General features: G+C 21.2%; 15 protein-coding genes. 8 read left to right on the top strand and 7 right to left on the bottom strand.

Annotation, left to right across the window (positions count from 1 at the left end; all coding sequences use genetic code 11):
- Positions 1 to 35 precede the first annotated feature (35 nt).
- Positions 36 to 1016 (bottom strand): ornithine carbamoyltransferase, encoded by a 981-nt coding sequence (argF, locus tag ACZ5EC_RS03780; RefSeq protein WP_464303631.1) that lies wholly within the window; start codon positions 1014 to 1016, stop codon positions 36 to 38.
- Between the two features lie 284 nt (positions 1017 to 1300).
- Between argF and ACZ5EC_RS03785 the strand changes: the two genes are divergently transcribed.
- Complete coding sequence (locus ACZ5EC_RS03785; protein WP_464303632.1) at positions 1301 to 2539, top strand: IS110 family RNA-guided transposase; 1239 nt, start codon at positions 1301 to 1303, stop codon at positions 2537 to 2539.
- Positions 2540 to 2741: 202 nt separating this feature from the next.
- Here the strand turns inward: ACZ5EC_RS03785 and ACZ5EC_RS03790 are convergent, their stop codons facing one another.
- The 4 genes from ACZ5EC_RS03790 to ACZ5EC_RS03805 form a co-directional block, all read right to left on the bottom strand.
- Positions 2742 to 3299 carry a hypothetical protein gene (locus ACZ5EC_RS03790; protein ID WP_464303633.1) on the bottom strand — a complete coding sequence of 186 codons (558 nt, stop codon included), beginning with the start codon at positions 3297 to 3299 and terminating at the stop codon, positions 2742 to 2744.
- 46 nt (positions 3300 to 3345) lie between these two features.
- Complete coding sequence (locus tag ACZ5EC_RS03795) at positions 3346 to 3900, bottom strand: hypothetical protein (protein WP_464303634.1); 555 nt, start codon at positions 3898 to 3900, stop codon at positions 3346 to 3348.
- 647 nt (positions 3901 to 4547) lie between these two features.
- Entirely contained in the window at positions 4548 to 5102 is a 555-nt protein-coding gene (locus tag ACZ5EC_RS03800; RefSeq protein ID WP_464303634.1) for a hypothetical protein, read from the bottom strand.
- 484 nt (positions 5103 to 5586) lie between these two features.
- A complete protein-coding gene (locus ACZ5EC_RS03805) occupies positions 5587 to 5832 on the bottom strand; it encodes a hypothetical protein (protein ID WP_464303635.1) in 246 nt (81 codons plus the stop codon).
- Between the two features lie 311 nt (positions 5833 to 6143).
- Here ACZ5EC_RS03805 and ACZ5EC_RS03810 point away from each other — a divergent pair, with 311 nt between their 5' ends.
- Entirely contained in the window at positions 6144 to 6335 is a 192-nt protein-coding gene (locus tag ACZ5EC_RS03810; protein ID WP_464303636.1) for a hypothetical protein, read from the top strand.
- Positions 6336 to 6388: 53 nt separating this feature from the next.
- Positions 6389 to 7621: a tRNA (adenosine(37)-N6)-threonylcarbamoyltransferase complex transferase subunit TsaD gene (tsaD, locus tag ACZ5EC_RS03815; protein ID WP_464303637.1), complete on the top strand. Its 1233-nt coding sequence runs from the start codon at positions 6389 to 6391 to the stop codon at positions 7619 to 7621.
- A 251-nt stretch (positions 7622 to 7872) separates the two neighbouring features.
- Here tsaD and ACZ5EC_RS03820 read toward each other — a convergent pair whose 3' ends face one another.
- On the bottom strand, positions 7873 to 9807 hold the full coding sequence (locus tag ACZ5EC_RS03820) for an aconitate hydratase (RefSeq protein WP_464303638.1): 1935 nt from the start codon (positions 9805 to 9807) through the stop codon (positions 7873 to 7875).
- Positions 9808 to 10318: 511 nt separating this feature from the next.
- Between ACZ5EC_RS03820 and ACZ5EC_RS03825 the strand changes: the two genes are divergently transcribed.
- The 5 genes from ACZ5EC_RS03825 (at position 10319) to ACZ5EC_RS03845 (ending at position 20473) form a co-directional block, all read left to right on the top strand.
- Positions 10319 to 11482: a hypothetical protein gene (locus ACZ5EC_RS03825; RefSeq protein ID WP_464303639.1), complete on the top strand. Its 1164-nt coding sequence runs from the start codon at positions 10319 to 10321 to the stop codon at positions 11480 to 11482.
- Between the two features lie 23 nt (positions 11483 to 11505).
- Positions 11506 to 14907: a hypothetical protein gene (locus ACZ5EC_RS03830; protein ID WP_464303640.1), complete on the top strand. Its 3402-nt coding sequence runs from the start codon at positions 11506 to 11508 to the stop codon at positions 14905 to 14907.
- A 433-nt stretch (positions 14908 to 15340) separates the two neighbouring features.
- Positions 15341 to 17992, top strand: a complete 2652-nt coding sequence (locus ACZ5EC_RS03835; protein ID WP_464303641.1) for a vWA domain-containing protein — start codon at positions 15341 to 15343, stop codon at positions 17990 to 17992.
- Between the two features lie 502 nt (positions 17993 to 18494).
- The gene (locus tag ACZ5EC_RS03840; protein WP_464303642.1) at positions 18495 to 19979 is read left to right on the top strand and encodes a hypothetical protein; all 1485 of its coding nucleotides are present in this window, start codon (positions 18495 to 18497) and stop codon (positions 19977 to 19979) included.
- Complete coding sequence (locus ACZ5EC_RS03845) at positions 19976 to 20473, top strand: hypothetical protein (protein ID WP_464303643.1); 498 nt, start codon at positions 19976 to 19978, stop codon at positions 20471 to 20473. Before ACZ5EC_RS03840 ends, ACZ5EC_RS03845 begins: the two co-directional genes overlap by 4 nt.
- Positions 20474 to 20666: 193 nt before the next feature.
- On the opposite strand, the gene ACZ5EC_RS03850 is transcribed toward ACZ5EC_RS03845, so the two are convergent.
- Positions 20667 to 21338, bottom strand: coding sequence for a DUF6064 family protein (locus ACZ5EC_RS03850; protein WP_464303644.1), 672 nt, complete (start codon positions 21336 to 21338; stop codon positions 20667 to 20669).
- Positions 21339 to 21589: the final 251 nt, after the last annotated feature.

The raw sequence follows: 21589 nt of genomic DNA on the forward strand, positions 1-21589 counted from the left end.
ATATCTTATTTCATTTTTTTTCAATAGTTTAAATATTATTTTCCCAATGTTGCCACCATAACCGCTTTTATAGTATGAACTCTATTTTCTGCTTCATCAAAAACAACAGAATGTTTTGATTCAAAAACTTCTTCTGTAACTTCAAGTATTTCAGGATATTTTTTAGAAACATCTGTATCATGGTTATGAAATGATGGTAAACAGTGCATAAATATAACTTCATCTCTTCCAGTTTTTTTAATCATGTCCATTGTAATCTGATATGGTTTTAATAATCTAATTCTTTCAGGAATTTTTTCTTCTTCACCCATTGAAGCCCAAACATCTGTATAAATAACATGAGCATCTTTTACACCTTCATCAATATTATCAGTAATTGTTATTTTTCCATGAGTTTCTTTTGCAATGTTTTCACAATATTCAATAAGTTCTTTTTCTGGAAATAAAGATTTAGGAGCAACAATTCTAAAATCCATACCCATTTTAGCAGCACCAATCATTAAAGAATTTGCCATATTATTTCTACCATCTCCAACAAAAGCAAATTTAATACCTTTTAAATACCCAAATTTTTCTTTAACTGTCATAAAATCAGCTAATACCTGTGTTGGATGAAATTTATCAGTTAAACCATTCCATACAGGAACACCTGACCATTTTGCTAATTCTTCAACTGTTTCATGTTTAAAGCCTCTAAATTCAATACCATCAAACATTCTACCTAAAACTCTTGCAGTATCTTTTACAGTTTCCTTTTTACCAAACTGTATATCATTTTTACCAAGGTATTCTGGATGAGCACCTTCATCAACGCATGCAACTACAAATGCAGCTCTTGTTCTTGTTGAAGGTTTTTCAAAAATTAATGCAATATTTTTATTTTCTAAATTTTTTCCAGAAACTCCCATATTTTTTAATTTTTTTAAATCAATAGCAAGATCAATTAAATATTCAATTTCATATGGAGTGAAATCTTTTAAAGTTAATAATGACCTACCTTTTAAATTAAATCCCATAAATTCTCCTCGTATAATATATTAAAAATAAAAGTACTATTGACAACCTAATAATATTAGGGATAATAAATATAGTATGTGTTTAATGGATAAAATACAAATAGAAATCTCCTTGTCTTTTTAAAGACTTAATTAAGAATTTTGATTTTATCCATCTTAAATCTATATATCAGGCTGTTTAGCAAATATTCAGGATGTTACAGGATTCGAAGTTATTCGTCTCACTGTGTATTCGAGGTTGTGCAAATGCCAGATATTAAAAAAAAATTAAAAGGAGTTGAATTATGTTTTTTGTGGGTATTGATGTAGCAAAAAAATCTTCTGAAGTTTGTATTATCAATGAAAAAAGAAAAATTGTTAAAAAATTTAAATTAATTCATAATTCTAAGAATTTTAAAAAGTTTTTTGAAATTATTAATAAACTGTCAAATAATAAAAATGATTTTGAATTTGCTTTAGAAGCTACAAATGTTTTCTGGAAACCAGTGTTCTTTAGTATTAGAGAAAAAGGATATAAAATTTCTCTTGTTAATCCTTATTCCTCTTCCTATTTCTCTAAATCCTTTAATAAACATACTAAAACTGATAAACAAGATGCTTTAAATCTTGCTATCCAGTTATCTACTGGATTAATTAAAGAATCACTGGTTCCAGAAAATGATGTCTCTAACCTAAGAGAACTCATAAAGGAATACAATTTCCTTATGAAACAAATATACAATCTCAAAAGAAGAATTTCAAGTATTTTACAAAAAACTTTTTATGAGTATGATATTGTTTTTAGAGACCCTTTTAATGTTACATCAAGAACCATTTTAAAAAAATATCCTTCTGCTTTTGCTTTAGCCAAAGCTAACAAAAACGATATTGTTAAAATTTTTAGATCAATTAAAGGTAACAATAATTCTGAACATAAAGCTAAAAAAATTATTGAATTTGCTAAAATTTCTATTACTCCAAATAATGGCATTAAAGCTAATGAATTTAATCTAAGAAATCAAATTACTGTGTTAGAACTTCTTCTTGAACAAATAAAAAATATAGAAAAAAATATTAACCTTATATTAAAAAATTTAGAATTTAATTATTCTGATAATAATAACAAAAATAGTATTAACCCTATAAAAGCTGTTTTATCAATCCCTGGTGTTGGTAAAAAAACAGTTGCTACAATCATTGGTTGTTGTGGTGATTTAAACAAATTTACTAATGTAAATAAATTTTTAGGATACATTGGCCTTTACCCTGGTAAAGATCAAAGTGGTTCTAAAGATAGGGCATATCAAAAATCAAAAGGAATCTCTATTGTTAAAAAACAATTATATTGTTGTGCTGTATCTGCTTTAATGCATAATAATGAATTAAAACAGGTTTACCTTAATGAAATTAATAAAGGAGGTAATTCTAAAAAAGCTATTTTTAAAGTTATGGTTAAACTTGCTAAAATTATCTGGCATTTGTATACTTATTCCTCTATTTATGATCCTGTTAAGGTTTTTGTTGCTAAACCTCATTGTGCCTGATATATATAAATGTCAAAGAACACTAATTATATTAGGTTGTCAACATCCTATTTTTTTTATTTTTTTGTTGACATATTATAGGATGTCTTAAACTATTTTTGTATAGATAAATTATTAACATTTAAAGTCAATAAAATTTTTATTTAGATTTTAATAATACAAAAAATCTTTTTAAATTATCAAACCAAATAATTAAAAATAACTAAACAAAATAATTTTTAATTTTATTAACAAAATTTGAATTTTTAACTTCATCTAAAAAAATTACATACTTATTTTTAAATAGATATTTCTTTAATTTATTTTTAATTTCTATAATTATTACATTTTCTGCTTCCTTTCTAATAGTAATCTCTTTAAAACTAAAATATTTTCTATTAATTATAATACCATCATTATTAACTATAAATATTTTTTCAGGAAATAAATGAAATATTATTGAAAAAATAATTGAAAATAAAGGTATTAAAATTATAATACTTCTAATAATATATTTTATATTAAAGTACATTTTAATATATTTTATATTAAAAAACAAATATATAGACAAGATTATTAATAAAAGAAGTCCATATAAAATTTCAATTTTATAATTAATTAAATTCATTTTTAATTTTGATTTTATAAGCAATACTTTATTTTTATTTTTTTTTATTTTATTATAAGAATATACCAATTCATATATATTGTAACTTAATATCATTATAATAAAACCACATAGAATAATTAAAATAAATAAAAAAATATTAATATTTATCATTTTTATATCTCCTATAAATTATTAAAGACCACTTTTACCATCACCATTAATGTCGGTTTTGTATTTTTTTTTCTATTTTATCTGTAGCAATTAGAAGACTGATTACTTGTGCAAAATCAGATTTACCTTTTGAAGCAATATAAGTTATAATGTTATTGTACAATATTATACCATTAATTGAATTTATGACTATAGTTCCAATTCCATATGTAAATATTCCACTAATAAATAAACTTCCTTCAATTCCATAACCTATTAATCTATATTTATATGCTAATTTATCTCTTTCTTTTATTAAATAATTTTTGCTAGGAACTCCACCACAAGGTTTATGACTACCAGTTAAAACCAAACTGTGACCAACTTCTCCTACAACTTTGCTCATCTCTTCATCACTTATTTCATTATCTCCAATTATTGCATCAAGCTCTGCAAAATCCTCTTCTTCATTATTGTTGATTGTAATTTCATTATTTTCTATAGATTGAGCAAATATCTTTTGTCCAATTGAAGCTTTATTAACTTCTTCCGCAAATATGTTTATTGTAGTTAAAGAAATTAACAAAATTAATGTTACAAGTATATATGTAATTTTTCTCATCATTATCCTCCATTTTATCTCTTTAGAAATTGATATTTTTTACAAATAATATTATATTTATATAAACCCTGCAGGTATGTGTTTTAACTTCTTTTTTAAAGTTTTTTAAAAACTTTTAATTGGTTGGATATTGTGAAGAACAAACATTGACAGAACCTAATAAATTCTGCCTTTTGCATACCTGCAGGGTTTTTAAAATAATTTGTTGTCCCTTATAAAATCAAACTTAAAATATAACATAAATTCATCCTTTTTTGTTAATAATAAATTTAAATTATTGAGTTATTTAAAAAATGAATAAGATTCTATCATTATAAAAATTTTTCTCATTAAGTCAGTTTTCTAATTTGTTATTTAATCTTTTTAAAACATTTAAAAAAATCAAATAATATATTCTTTTTAGCCTTTGGCAACTGACATCCACTCAAAAAATTTTTGTAATGATAGATATTTATCTTTCCCTTATTTAATAAAATACAACAATTTATAATTTTATAATTAAAAGCACCAACCTCAAAAAAATGTTATGAGTATATTTTTTCTCCTTTAAAATTATTTTAAATAATAGATTCTTATAGATAACAGGATGCAAGCTAAAATCATTTAATTCTCCTATAAATTATTAAAGACCACTTTTACCATCACCATTAATGTCGGTTTTGTATTTTTTTTTCTATTTTATCTGTAGCAATTAGAAGACTGATTACTTGTGCAAAATCAGATTTACCTTTTGAAGCAATATAAGTTATAATGTTATTGTACAATATTATACCATTAATTGAATTTATGACTATAGTTCCAATTCCATATGTAAATATTCCACTAATAAATAAACTTCCTTCAATTCCATAACCTATTAATCTATATTTATATGCTAATTTATCTCTTTCTTTTATTAAATAATTTTTGCTAGGAACTCCACCACAAGGTTTATGACTACCAGTTAAAACCAAACTGTGACCAACTTCTCCTACAACTTTGCTCATCTCTTCATCACTTATTTCATTATCTCCAATTATTGCATCAAGCTCTGCAAAATCCTCTTCTTCATTATTGTTGATTGTAATTTCATTATTTTCTATAGATTGAGCAAATATCTTTTGTCCAATTGAAGCTTTATTAACTTCTTCCGCAAATATGTTTATTGTAGTTAAAGAAATTAACAAAATTAATGTTACAAGTATATATGTAATTTTTCTCATCATTATCCTCCATTTTATCTCTTTAGAAATTGATATTTTTTACAAATAATATTATATTTATATAAACCCTGCAGGTATGTGTTTTAACTTCTTTTTTAAAGTTTTTTAAAAACTTTTAATTGGTTGGATATTGTGAAGAACAAACATTGACAGAACCTAATAAATTCTGCCTTTTGCATACCTGCAGGGTTTTTAAAACAATTTGTTGTCCCTTATAAAATCAAACTTAAAATATAACATAAATTCATCCTTTTTTGTTAATAATAAATTTAAATTATTGAGTTATTTAAAAAATGAATAAGATTCTATCATTATAAAAATTTTTCTCATTAAGTCAGTTTTCTAATTTGTTATTTAATCTTTTTAAAACATTTAAAAAAATCAAATAATATATTCTTTTTAGCCTTTGGCAACTGACATCCACTCAAAAAATTTTTGTAATGATAGATATTTATCTTTCCCTTATTTAATAAAATACAACAATTTATAATTTTATAATTAAAAGCACCAACCTCGAAAAAATGTTATGAGTATATTTTTTCTCCTTTAAAATTATTTTAAATAATAGATTCTTATAGATAACAGGATGCAAGCTAAAATCATTTAATTCTTTGCTTAATTTTTGGTTATTTTGTGAAAAAAGGAATGATGATGAAGAATATAATAAAAAAACAATTAACGAAATTAATACAATATTTTTAATAATACATTTTTTTACTTTTAAATACATATATGAATCCAATACTGTATTATTTTAATTTAAATTAAATATTTAATTTACTAAAAAATGATTTTGAAAATTTTTAATAAATGTTAAAAATATGTCAAATTATTTTTTCCTATTTTTTTATATTATTTAGTTTTATTTAATTTTTTTTATTATTTTTAAAATATTTTTAGTAATAATGTTATTTTTATAATTATTTACCGATAAATAGAGTAAGAAAACTTTAATAAAAAAATTAAGAATTAAATTAAGTTAATTAAAAGTAAAGTTATTAAAAATAATAAATTATTATAGATAACTACAAGGAGGTAGTTATGAACATATCTGTTGAGGGAATAACTCAATTTAAGGCAACTGAACAACATATAAATATACAGGCATTTTTTATTAAAAAATTACTAGATATTACTAAAGCACAATCTGAAGAAATAATTAAAGCAAATGAATCACCTAAAATTGAATTAAAAGATGAATCTATTGGTAATATAGTTAATGAAAAAGTCTAAAATTAACCTTTCATTTTTATTTAATTTTATTAAATTTAAAAAAAGGGTTAATTTTGTATATTTTAGGTATTGAATCATCATGTGATGATACATCAATTTCAATTGTAAAAGATGGAAAAGAAATTTTATCCAATGTAGTTTTTTCTCAAATTAAAAAACATGAAAAATATTTTGGTGTTGTTCCTGAAATTGCTTCAAGGGAACACCTTAAAATTATAGACTTTGTATTTAATGAGGCAATCAAATTATCAAATATACCATTAACTAAAATTGATGCAATTGCTGTTACAAATTATCCAGGTTTAATTGGATCATTGATTGTTGGTGTAAATTTTGCAAAGGGATTATCAATTAGTCTTGGAAAACCTTTAATAGCAGTTAATCATCTCATTGCTCATATTTACTCATCTTTTCTTTCCAATGATATAGAATTTCCTATAATTGCCTTACTTATTTCTGGTGGACATACTGCTATTATAAGGATGAATGACTTTTTTGATTACGAAATTATTGGAAAAACTATTGATGATGCTACTGGTGAAGCATTTGATAAAGTATCCAAATATTTTGAACTTGGTTATCCTGGAGGTCCTATAATTGATAAGCTTTCTAAATATGGAAATAAAGATGCTTATTCTTTCCCTGTACCATTAAACAATTTAAAAAAATATGGACTTAATTTCTCTTTTTCAGGTATTAAAACTGCTGTAATGTATCATAGAGAAAAATACAAAAACACTAAAATAATAAATACCAATCAAAATGAAAATATTATTGAAAAAAAACAAAATGAAAATATTGTTGGAAATAAACAAAAGGGAAATATTGTTAAAAAAGAACAAAATAAAAATATTGATAAAAAGAAAATTGATTTATCTAAAGACAAAGATGAATTTTATTATAACATGATTTTAAAACAAAAATATCTAAAATCAGTTAAGAAATTAGGTGAAAATGAAAATCTTTTTGATATAGCTGCATCATTCCAGAATACTATTGCAAAAACTTTATATTTAAAAGTTAATGCAGCTTTGAAACAAAATCCTGATATAAAGAATATAGTGGTTGCTGGAGGAGCTTCAGCTAATAGCAAAGTTAGAGAACTTTTATCAGATTTTCAATCTTCAGGTTTCAAAGTACATTTTCCCCCTTTAAATTTATGTATGGATAATGGTGCAATGGTAGCTGGAATTGCATATCATTACTACAACAAAAAAATATTTGCTGACCTTACACTTAACCCTTTTTCACGAATTAAAACTTTAAAACGGGGAACATTTATCTAATTATTTTTATCAAAATTTTTATAAAAAATATTATTAATTATTAAAATAAATTAAATAATTTACATGCTATAAACAATAATTTAAGATTAATTAAGATTTTAATAGTATTAAAATATTGAAATCGAATTAAAAAGTTTTTGATAGAATAATAAAGATTTTAAAATTGCAAAAAAGGACCACCAGTAATAATCTGGTAGTCCTTATAAAAATTTTTAAATAAAAGTTTTTAAAATGTTTTTTATAATGGTTTATTAATTACTTCCATGTTTTTTAGTATAATTTAAAAGTCCACCTTCTTTTAATATATCAATAAATCTTCCACTTGCATCAAGTTTGATTTTATAATCTTGATTTTTAGTAATATTTTTTAATACAAACTCTCCTTTTTCAAGATTATCAAGAATATTTTCAATTTTAAGAACATCTCCTTCTTCAATTTTATCGTAATCAGAAGGATCTACAAAAACTAATGGTAAAATACCAAAATTAATCAGGTTTGCTCTATGAATTCTAGCAAAAGATTTAACAATTACACCTTTAACACCTAAATACATAGGAGCAAGTGCAGCATGTTCTCTTGAAGAACCCTGTCCATAATTATCTCCCCCAATTATAAATCCAATACCAGCTTCTTTAGCTTTGTTGTAAAATTCAGGATCGACCTGTTCAAAAACATGTTTTGAAATTTCAGGTACATTTGATCTTAATGGTAAAATTTTTGCTCCCGCTGGCATAATATGGTCAGTTGTAATGTTATCCCCTACTTTTATTAAAACTTTTGCTTCAATTGAATTTTCTAAAGGTGAATTTACAGGACAAGGTTTAATATTAGGACCTCTGATTATATCAATTTTTTTTCTTTCTTCTTCTTTTGCTGGAGGAATAATTAAATTATCATTAACAATAAATTTTTCAGGTAATTTAACTTCAATTTTTTTTCCAAATTTTCTTGGATCTGTTATTTCTCCTCTTATTGCAGAAACTGCAGCGACCTCAGGAGATGCAAGATAAATTTCTGCATCTTTAGTACCTGACCTTCCTTTAAAATTTCTATTAAATGTTCTTAAACTTTTTGCTTTTGAATTTGGAGCAAATCCCATTCCAATACATGGACCACAGGCTGATTCTAAAATTCTAAAACCAGCATCTGTTATCTTCTTCATTGCACCTAATTCAATAGCATTTAAAATTACATTTTTTGAACCTGGAGATAAAGCTGCTTCAACATTTTCAGCAACAGTTTCTCCATCAACAAGTTCTGCAACTGTTAAAATATCTTTTAATGAAGAATTAGTACATGAACCAATAGCTACCTGATCAATCTTCATACCTTCTAATTCAGAAATTTTTACAACCTGATCAGGCATATGTGGTTTTGCAATCATTGGTTCTAATTCGGAAAGATTAATTTCAATAATTTCATCATACTCTGCATCACTATCAGCTTTTAATTCTACCCAATCTTTTTCTCTACCTTGAGATTTTAAAAATTCTAAGGTTATTTCATCTGAAGGAAAAATAGAAGTAGTAAGACCAAGTTCAGTTCCCATGTTTGTAATAGTTGCTCTTTCAGGAACAGATAATGTTTTAACTCCAGGACCAGAATATTCATAAATTTTTCCCACACCACCTTTAACTTTAAATCTTCTTAAAAGTTCAAGAATAACATCTTTTGCTGCAACAAAAGGTGGTAATTTACCAGTCAAATGAACTTTAACAATTTTTGGCATTCTTAAATGAAATGCTCCGCCTGCCATTGCAACAGCAATATCCAATCCTCCTGCTCCAATAGCAATCATACCTAATCCACCACCTGTAGGTGTATGAGAATCAGAACCGAGTAATGTTTTTCCAGGTATACCAAATCTTTCAAGATGAACTTGATGACATATACCATTACCAGGTCTAGAAAAATAAATTCCAAATTTTTTTGCAACACTCATTAAATATCTGTGGTCATCTGCATTCATGAAATTGGTTTGTAAAGTATTATGATCAACATATGAAACAGACAATTCAGTTTTAACAGAGTCAACTCCAATACTTTCAAATTGTAAATATGCCATAGTACCTGTAGCATCTTGAGTTAAAGTTTGATCAATCTTAATTGCAATTTCTTCACCAGGGATCATTTTACCAGAAACAAGATGTTTTTCTAAAATCTTGTACGCTAAAGATTTTCCCATTTAGGCCTCCATTTAATTGATGTATACAATTAAAAATGTAGATTAATAACATATTTTGTCAACAATGAGTTTAAATTTAAGTTTATATTTTTATATTTAATCAATAAATTAATCATTTTTGAAATTTATATTAATTTTTTAACAAAATTATATATTTATTATAAAAATAAAAAAATATTAATATAAAATTGACAAAAAGATAATTTATATTAGAATAATTTTAAATATTTAGAATAATTTTAAATATAGGGATTTTTATTAATTAACCTTATTATCCTTTAATATGACTCATTTCTTTATTTATAGAAATTTTTCAATCCTTATAAATTATTCTTTTTAAATTATTTCTATTTATTTCTTTATATTATCCAGCAAATTATAATTTTATATCTCTTTTAAGGAAAAAGTTATTTTTAAAACAATATGTTTAATAAATAGTTTATTTTGTATTTGTAATAAATTTTTATTATAAACATTTATAATAAACAAATTAAATTTAAAAGGAGATTTTATGTTTTCAAAAAAAAGGAAAATACCTTTACTATTTTTAATCCTGTCAATATCTATATTTTCTTTAATTTCATGTTTTGGTCCATCAATAGTCAAAAGCGATATTAATGCTCAACTTGATTTTAAGGTTGATAACCAAAACTATACATGGAATACAGAAAAAGGAACATTTAAATATCCATTATTACTAAAAATTACAAATCTTAATTCTTTTGATGTAGAAATATCAGAATTTGATATTGCCATTTTAGATGATAAAGGTGAAGAACTTTTTTCAGATAAAGTTACTGATAACGAAACTTTAAAATCTTTATTTAAATCATTAATAATCCCTGCTAAAAAAGAATTAAGTATTACTTTATATTATACTGTACCTTATAGATTATTAAAAAAACAATTTTTAATAAATTTGTTTTTACAAAAAGGTGATTTTAAAAAATCTTTAACAGCAAAATTTAATTATGTTGATAACTATTTTCCATCAGCTTCTATTTCGATAGGACCTATAAAATTTTATCAAAATGGATTTCTTGATTGGGAAAAAGACTCACAGGTTATGGAAATATATGCTTATCTTTTTGAATCTTACCTTCTCTCTTCATTAGAATATTTAGGTGTTTTTGAACCAGGTAATGGTAGTAAATCCTGGAATTTAAATTTAGTAAAATACAATAAAGAAAAATATTATTTTGTATTTCACAATAAAATTACCAATAAGGATGGATTTTTAAATGGTAAATATACTTTTGAAGCAAAATTTAAAGAAGGAACAATAGTTCAAGCATCACAAAATGTTTCTTTTGGAAACTCAAGTAATATGGGATTCCCAAAATTTCCATCAGTTGAATATGATGATATTAATTTTACATTAAATGTTTCAAATTTTGCTTTTAAAAATAACGAAATACAATTTTATAAAAAAACTAAAGATGGATTTGATTTTATAGCATATTATATCGTTAAAGATGAAGGGGAATTGTATATAGATGACATTTTATCTGATTTAAAATACCTTAAAGGAAAATCAGAAGATGATCTAATTGGAACAATCTATGTTAATGCTTGCAGTTATACTCATAGCGATGAACAATTAACTTCTCTAAAAGATAAAGATTGGGTAAATGTATATTATGTTTATTCTAAATCTATTGAGGTTGAGTTTTAAATATATATTTGATTGAGTAAAAAATGAAAACAAAATATTTTCTGTTTTTAAAAATATTTTTCCTTGTAATAATTATAGTTTCAGCATTTAGTTACTACTATTTTTCAACTAAAGTATACGCTCAAAGTTCTACTTCAATACAGGTAACAGGTATTGGTAAAAGCATAATCTCAGCAAAAAGGGATAGTTATATAAAAGCTTTAAAATATTTTATTATTAAATTAACTGAAGATGGATCTTACAAAACTTTTGAAAATAAGATTAATAATTCTATTTTAAATGAACCCCAGATCTATATTATTAGTATAAAAATTTTAAAAAAAGAAAAAATTTCTGATAAATTACAGATAACTGCTGAGATTGTAGTGAATATAGATAAACTAAAAAGTGAATTAAAAAAACTTAATATTAAATTAAAAAATGAGTTTTCTTTAAAATCATCTACAGGAATTTTATCTTTTAAATATCTTTCTAAAGAATCGATAAATTTGATCAATTCATTACCTCAAGATTTGAAAATAGCTTTGTATCAGTATCTTAATAATTTGATTATTGCAACTATCCCTTCTGTAAATCTAATTCAAGAAGAAAATTCACAATATGTTTCTTATGCAATATCTGTTATAAATGATTATCTTTCAAAAAATTCTTTTGAATATCTTAACTATGAATATTATATAGAAATTTTAAACTCTTTAAATCAATATGAAACATCTATCAATTCAACCACTAAAGATCAAAAAATTATTAATCAAATATCTCAAAAATATGGTTCTGATATTATAATATTACTTTCTTCTCTTGATATTAAATACAAAAAAAATATTAATAGTTATAATGTTGTTATTAGCGCAATTATTAAAACTTTTGATTCTTTAACAGGAAGAGGACTTGGAGAAAAACCTTTAATTGTAGAAAAAACCGGAAAAAATCTAGAATTTACAATTAAAAGCACAATATCCTATGCTATTTCTAAAGTTATAGATGATATCCTTGAAAGAACCAGTTACTATTTCATCCAATCATTTAAAGATGGAATTAGATATAAGGTGAAATTGATCAATAATACATCAAACAAACTTACACCAATGAAAATAAAATTCAGAAATTTAGTAAAAAACTTAAAAAAAACAAAAAGTTTTGAATCAAAAACTTCTTCTCAAAATGAAATTGTTTATTATCTTTACTATTTGGGTACTTTAGATCAATTTGAACAGGAATTATTTGATAAAATAAAAAATGATAAAATTTTTAAAAATTTTGATACACTTTATAAAATTCATAATTCCATCACATTTATTATGGACAATTCAAAAAACATTGAAACTTATGAAACCAGGAAAAATGTTTCAATAAAAGAAGATTCAAACCCACCTAAAATTGTATTTATTAATCCTGAAAATAATTCAACTGTTGGTACCAATTTTACTTTATTGTTCAATTACATAGATCAAAATGATATTTCAAAAATTTCTATTAATCTTGATAATAAAGGATGGGAAACTATAAATAAAAATACTCAATTAACTAAAAACATAAGTAATATTAAATTTAAAAAGAAAGATAATTATGTTTATGAAATTTATTGTGATTTTAGTAATCTAAATATTGGAATGCATATTATTTTAATTAAAGCAACTGATTCTAAAAACAATGAATCAAAAGTTTTTAAATTGATATTTAATGTCAAAGATCTTGAACCACCAAAAATTACAATTACATCTCCTATTAATACTTCAAAGGTAGATAACACATTTTTAGTTAAAGGGGAAATATCTGAGTTATCTAAAATTAAATCAATATTATTAAAAATTGATAGTAATAATTGGAAAACTATAGAAGGAAACAATTCATTTCAATTTAAATTTGAAAACATTAATGAAGGGAATCATTTAGTTTATATTAAGGCAATTGATGCAAATGGAAATGAATCTGAACCTGTTATTTTATCTTTGTATGTTACTGATTTGTCCCCTCCTGAAATAACTTCATTAAATATAAAAAATGGGGATAAAATTGAAATTCCTTATTTTTTGAGTGGGAAGATAAAAGATTTTTCTAAGATAAAAAATATCTTTATAAAGATTGATGATTCAAAATGGATTTCAATAGAATTTTCAAAAAAGTCCTTTAATTATTTATTAGAAAATATTAATACTGGTAACCATACTATATATATAAAAGCAGAGGATGTTTATAATAATATTTCTCAAATTATTTCAATTAAGTTTGATATTATTAAAACTTCTAATAAAGAATTTTCTAAAAAATATGAAATTCCTGATAAATCAATATTTAATTCATTTGTAATAGATAAAAATGGTTTTTCCTATATTTTAACCTCATATAAATCTGATATTTTTATTTATACACTTTTCAAAACTGACAAAAATGGGAAAATTATCTGGAAAAAAACTTTTTCACCCCAGAGTACATTGATAAATCCAAATATTTATCCATTAAAAAATTTCATTTATATAATTGGAACAAATTTAGAAAAAATTAATGGTAAATCAAAATACTCCATTAGAATAATTAAACTAAATTCTGATGGTTCTTTATTTTCAGACAGAATTATTTATTCCAGATCCTTTAAAAATAATATTAAATTTATAATTGCAAAAACAGATAATATTTCAAATTTAGTTATTCTTGCAAGATATTATGAAAATAATTTAAGCAATTTATTAATAAAAATTGAAAATGATGAAATTTCTTTTATTAAAAAATTTAAAAATTTTAATTATTTTAAATCTTTAGAATACGATAAAAATTCTAATACCTTAATTTTAACAGGATATAATAAAGATAAGATTTATATTTTACAAACTAATTTTGATATTGATATTTTAAATTCATATCAATATAAATTTAACCAAAATATTTATACAACAAAATTTTTAAGCTATAAAAATAATTACTATATATATGGTAAAACAAAAAATGAAAATTCTACAAATTATAGATCATTTTTAATTCAATTAGATTCAAATTTTGATATTATAAAATCATATAAATTATTTTCATCAATGTTACCATTATCTATTTTTAAAAATAATAAAGATAATATCTTTATTTCAGGAATACGAGGTAAAAGTGAACTTATTATACTAAAAATAGATATTATTAGCTCTATTTTAAAAGGGATAAAAATTAAATCTCAAAACAATAATGTTGATATTAAAAAAGTTAAAACATTAAATAATGATAATTTCTTTTTTATCTCAAGTTTTTATAATTTTTCTAAAAACAATATAGTTGATATTAATATTAAGCTTACACCTTTTGATGTTCAAAAATATAGTTATCGTTATCAACTTATTGATATAACCAATCTTGAATTTGAGAAAATTGAAAAACCAATTATTAATGCAATTAATTCTAATACAGATTCATATATTTATATAACAAAATTTAATTTATAATTGATTTTTACTTTAATTTAAAAAAGACCAATAACTTAATTTGTACAACTTATTAAGTAATTTACATTTTCTCATTTCATAATATATTTTTATATTATTTTGTTTTTTGTATTACTTTATTTTATTTATATTATTTTATTTTATAATATTCTAATATTTAATATGCTATTTATTTTCTATTAGTTAGATTATATTTTATTATTTTGATTATATTATTGATATTGTTCTATCTGCAATTTTTTTTAATTCATTATTTTTTTAAAAAACTAATTAAAAATATTTTTTGCTTTATATTTAATTGGTTTATATTCTTTTGCTTATATTATATCATTTATATTGTATATTGTTTTATCTGTAATTTTGCTTTAACTTACTAATTCTTTTTTTTTAAAAACCAATTGATAAAATCTTTTATACTACTAAATTATAAATGATGAATATAAAAAAATTAATAACCAGCATACTTGCTCTATTGTTTTTATTTTTATATATATTTAATATTCCTATTACTATTCCAGCTTTATTTCTTAAAAATAACTATATTTTGTTAATCCCTGAATATAAATTAACTAAAAATAATTTCAATACTGTAATTAACATTAGCTCTACAAATGATAATGTTATTAATAACTCCACTAAAGAAAATAATAATAACAATAAAAATAATAATAAAAATAAAAATAAAGATAAAGATAAAGATAAAAATAATCAAAATAAAAACAATAAAGATAACAATAAAATAAATTTAAACAAATTAACAAATTTTTTAAATGAACAAATAGATTATAATGTTATTTTTAATATACTTAAAAAAAATAAATCAGTTTTATTGGTGACTTATAATGGTTTTTTAAAATTAAAATATAAAAAAATTAAAACCAAAGAGAATTTAAAAAATATATTATCCAGATATATACTTCAATATGTCTCTAATAACTTTAATTATGATAATAAAAATAACTTTAATTATGATAATAAAGAAAATAATTTTCTTTTAAGTGCTATTTTCCCTCAAACAATAACAAAAGAAATCCTATTACCTTTAAATAATTTTCATTTTTATAATAGATTTACAATTTTATCTCCTTATTTTTTAACTAATGAAGAAATGCAAAATATTGAAAATTTTTCTAAAATATTCAAAAAAAATATAACAATAAAATATTTATTTAATGATACAAATTTATCTAATTTTTCAAAATATTATTCCTTTTTAGATAATGTTAGTTATACTTTTAATTCATTTCAAAAAACAAATTATGTTACAATATATTTCTCAAAAAATTGGATTTCAACATATTTTGGAAAAGAACAAAATTTATCTTTTAAAGATTTTCAATTTTTAATTGATCTCTCTTATTTTTATCAAAATAACAGCTATAATTTTTATAAACCCTTTAAATCTTTAAAAGTGAATTTAAATAGTTTAATTCAAAATGATTATAAGATGAAAATATTAATACCTTCAAAATATCAAAATGTTCTATTTAATATTAAATTAAAATCTGAACAAAAAAATGATATAGTATTTGAAACATATTTTAAAATTATTTTTCCAGAATCTAAAAAAAATAATATTCTATTTGTTAGCCAGAATTATAAATATAACTTTTTTGATAATTTTTTTAAAATGGATAAAATTGATATAAACAATTTATTAAATAAAGATTTAACATCATATAATTTAATAATACTTGATGGTATAAATATTAAACAATTAAATAGAGATATTTCAAATATATTTTATTCATTATATGAGAATGGATTAACATCTTTTATGTTTATATCTAATGGAAAATTTTTAGGAAAAGAAAAGGATAATACTTTAATTGAAAATATTTTACCTGTTATTTTAAAACCAAGATCTCTAAAATACTTACCTCCTATCAATATTGCTTTATTACTGGATATCTCTTCAAGTATGCTTGGCCAAAAGTTATCACTTGCAAAAGTTTCTTTACTTGAATTTATAAAAAATTTAAAAGATCAGGATTTAATTACAATTGTTCTTTTCTGGGATAAATACAAATTGCTTTTTGAACATCTAACAAAAAATCAAATTATTAAATCCTTTAATATTGAAGAGATCAAAGCACAGGGTGGTACAGACCTTTACACTCCTCTATTAAAAATCATAAATCAATATTCAATTAATGATGATAAAGATAAACATATAATTGTTATTTCAGATGGATTTACCAAAAAAGCTGATTTTGATAATTTGATTTACAGAACAAAATTAAAAAATATAACTATAACTACTATTGGAATTGGAGATAAAATAAATTTTCAACTTTTATCAAAACTCAGTTCTCAAACTTCTGGTAATTTTTATCAGGTTAATTCGTTTGATGCTATACCAAAAGTTATACTTGAAGATAGAAAAAAGATATCACGGTCAAATTTTGCAAATAATAAATTTAATATATATGATTTTAATAATGATTACATTTCTTATATAACCGGCATGAATTTCTATACCCCAAAAGATCAAAGCATTGTAATTTTTCAAAATGAATTTAATGATCCCCTTTTGATTTACAAAAAATACAAAAATAGATTTCAAATATTATTTTCTTCAGATATTTATGGAAAGTATACAAATATCTTTTTTAATAATAATTTTGTTAAAAATAGTTTTTTAAAAATACTTGATAATTTAAATAAAAATAGAAATATTCCTGTATCTATATCTGAACATTTTAAAGAGATAACTATATCACTAAAAAGAGAATTTTTATATTCTCCAGAAGTAATTATTTATAAAGACAATAAAGAAATAAAAAGGGTTAAATTAAATAAATACAATTTGAATTATTACAATAAAAATATTTTTATGGAAAAACCTGGTAAATATTTAATTGCAGTAAATGATAAAAATGAAAACATTTTAAAATATGAAATTTATTTTAATAATAATTTTTCTGGTATTACACAACCCATGGTTAATAATTATTTAAAATCTAATAAGACATTTTTTGTTAATATTGCTGATTCAAAATACTGGCTAATTTTTTTCTTTCTACTTTCATTATATCTAACTGTACTTAATAGAAATATTAAAATAAATAAATCAAAACATTGATAATTTTTAATAAAGTTATTTTATTAATCAAATTAAATATAAAAAAAATATAAAATTAAAAAAAATATAAAATTAAAAAAAATATAAAATTAAAAAAAATATAAAAAAACTATAAAAAATAAAAGAAAAAGGTAATGTCAATTACATTACTTGATAATTGTTCATGCAATTTATGAAAGTATAAAAATAAAAATATAAAGAAATATTGAAAAATTTAAAAAAATATAAAAAAATAAAATATTAAAAAATAAATTTTTAAAAAAAAATTAAATAAAAATATTTAATTATGATAAAAACATTTTTTTATATGATTTCACATTTAATTTCAAAGTTTTATTTCTATTTTATAAAAGACTTCAAAAAATTAAAAAAATCATTTTCATTATTAATTAATTATATATCAAGTAAGTTTAAATTATCAAAATTTAAATTAAGAAAATATGCATTTTCTATAATCTTTTTACTATGTTTCAGCTTTTTTCTTAATTCTTATGACAGTCGGATGCTATTATTTAAACCATCCAGTTTATTAGCTCAGGAATTCAATAATAATATTTTATCAAATAATAATTTAAATAAACCTGATATTCTTATTAATCAAAATTTTATTTTCAATAATAAATTTAATGTTATTACTTTAAAAAATATTCAATTTGAAAAATCTTTTAATATAACTGTTAATGCAATAGATTTTAATAACAATAAAATTATTTTATTTAATAAATCTTATAAAATTTTTAATCAAGAATATAGAATTATTTTTTTTGTATCAGAAAAGATATCTAAAATTGAGATTATTGTAAATATTGATGATTATAAAAAATACAAACAGGTTTTTATTGTTCAAAATCCTATCCTATATCAAAAATATTATCTTTATAATATTAATTTAAATAATTTAAATTTAGATAATATTTATAAACTAATAAAAAGTAATAAACTAAATAATTTAGAACCTTTTGACATTTTATTTGTAAACATAGATAATTTATATAAAAACAATGATTTTAATAAAATTAAAGATCTTTTTCAATCTTTCTATAAGTTATTTACCTGTAAATACCTAAATATTATATTCTTTTATAACACCGATGATAATTTAATATCCTCAATAAATTTATTTAATAAAATAATTAAAAGTAAAAATTCAATAAATATTATCAATAACTTTTCTAATTATAATAGTAATAACAACAATAATAATAAAAATAATGATAACAATAAAAATTACAATAATATTATTTATCAAATTACAAATCAAATTTCTTCTAATTCAATTACCTTTGTAAAATTTAAAAAAAATAATATAGATATAGATAAATTAAAACAAATACTTGAAAAATTAAAATTTTTAAAATTAAAATTTTATAATAAATTTATTGAGTTTAATTTTAATTCAAGAACTCAAGCTTATATCGAATTTACCAATAATAATAAATACAAAATCAATATAGAGAACATTAATCAAACAATTACAACTATAAATAAATATTTTTATAAACCTAAAATTATAAATTTAAATTTAACCATATATATAATAATTATTGCATTATTGACAATTCTATTATTGATTTTTTATAAGTCTAAACTTTATAATAAAATTGTTTCTATTTTTCTTATTTTTATAATTTTATTTTTATATTCCACTTATCTATTTTATAAACCTGATTCTACCTATATTTTATCATTTGAACTTCCATTAAACAATATTTGTGAAAAATACATTAATTTCTCAACAAAATCTATTAATTTAAAGTATGACAAAAACAATTTTTACAAAGTTTTACTTTCTCCAGATCATAATAACTGTTCCCGAACAAATTCATTTTTTTATATAAAAATATTATCTCAAAATAATTTATATCCCATTGAGGAACTTCAAAAATTTTATTTTATAAAAATAGATAAAGACCCTACTATGGTGAAAAAAAACAAAAAGTTTTACATTAAATTTGATAAAACTATCTCTTTAATAGGAATAAAATGAATACAAAAACAAAAAATATTGTTTATTTAATTTTATTTTTATATTATTTTGAGCTATTGTTTGAATATTTTAAAATTTACAATTTTAGTTTAAACCTTAATTTTATAATTTTTTTCTATTTAATATTTATATTTTTTACAAACACATTTTTGAAAATAAATGCTCTTATTCTTTTTTTACTTTTTGGATTTTCTATACCTGTATTTGATAGAATTCTTCTAATAGGTTCTTTTGTATCCTATCAAAAATTGATTATTATAAATATTAAGCTTCTTACCATTTTAGAAGTTTATATTATTGTAAATGAATTTTTTATAAGTATCAAAGACGATGCTGTCTTTGTTCTTTTAACTTTTATTATAAATATTTTTCTTTCTTATGTGTTTATAAAAATCTATTCATTTATAAACATTAGTTTTTATATAGTTTCACTAATTTTATTTTTACTAATAATATTTTATATATTGATAAATAAGAATAAAAAATATGTTTAGTTATTATATATGTGTTAGTTTATATTAAAAATGTATTCTTTTCTCATTAGAATTTTCAATATAAAATTTTAAAGTATCTGTTTTATTCTTTCTGCAAATTTTGTTTCATAATATTTTTCATTTTTTTGATTAAATTTTTTAAAATTTTTATCAAATTTACTTATACATTTTGTTATTGTTTAATTATTTAATTTTATTGTTTTACTTTTTTCAAAAAAATATCTTTAAAATATATGATCATAAATAATATTCCAAAAAAACCAGCTAATCCATATAAATAATCGAATATAGCACCGTAAATTGCAACAGAAATACCAGTAAACATAGCATTTAAACTTACAAGAATAAATAATGGTTTATTCACTTTTGGAATACTACCTATAAATATCCCTATCAGACTTATAGTTGTAGGGCACTCAGCACCAAAAAATACCATTTTTGGAAATGTAAATCCTGTTGCAATCTCAACTAAAGGATATAGAAAAATTCCTGTAAAAATAAAAAACAAGGAAGTGTATCTAATAGTTTTATTATCAGATAATTTAATATGTGTCCAATTAAAAAGAACATCTAAAACTAAGAAAAAAGCAACCAACCAAAGTGCAATTCCCCCAATAATAGCAGCATTTTCTCCCATAAAATCTTTACCAATGTAGATTGAATAACCCGAAAAAATATAAATAACAGCATAAATTCCCATTAAAATTCTGCTATTAGTTTTTGATGGCTTTTTATAGCTGCGATAAAGCTGAATCAAAACAACTATTGCAAAAACAATGGGAATAATAAAAGCCCAAATACCCAATAAATTGTTTAACCACACAATACCTTCTAATATCTTATCTACCATTTCTTTGTTATACATTTTTGTCTCCTATAAAGATCAATATTAAATATCAAAAAATCTACTAATTTATATAAACGAGGTAAAACCTCAAATTATTGCTTTCAGGCATAGAATAATCTTTATCTAACAATATATCATTTGATTTTATTGGATCTTATTCTGAAATCTTTTTTAATAATGTCCATATCAATTTACTTGACTTTCTTGAAGTCGCTATTATTGCTTTTCCACTTCCTTAAAATTCTTACTGCTTCATCTTTTTCTGCCAT

The organism is Exilispira thermophila, assembly GCF_055389015.1.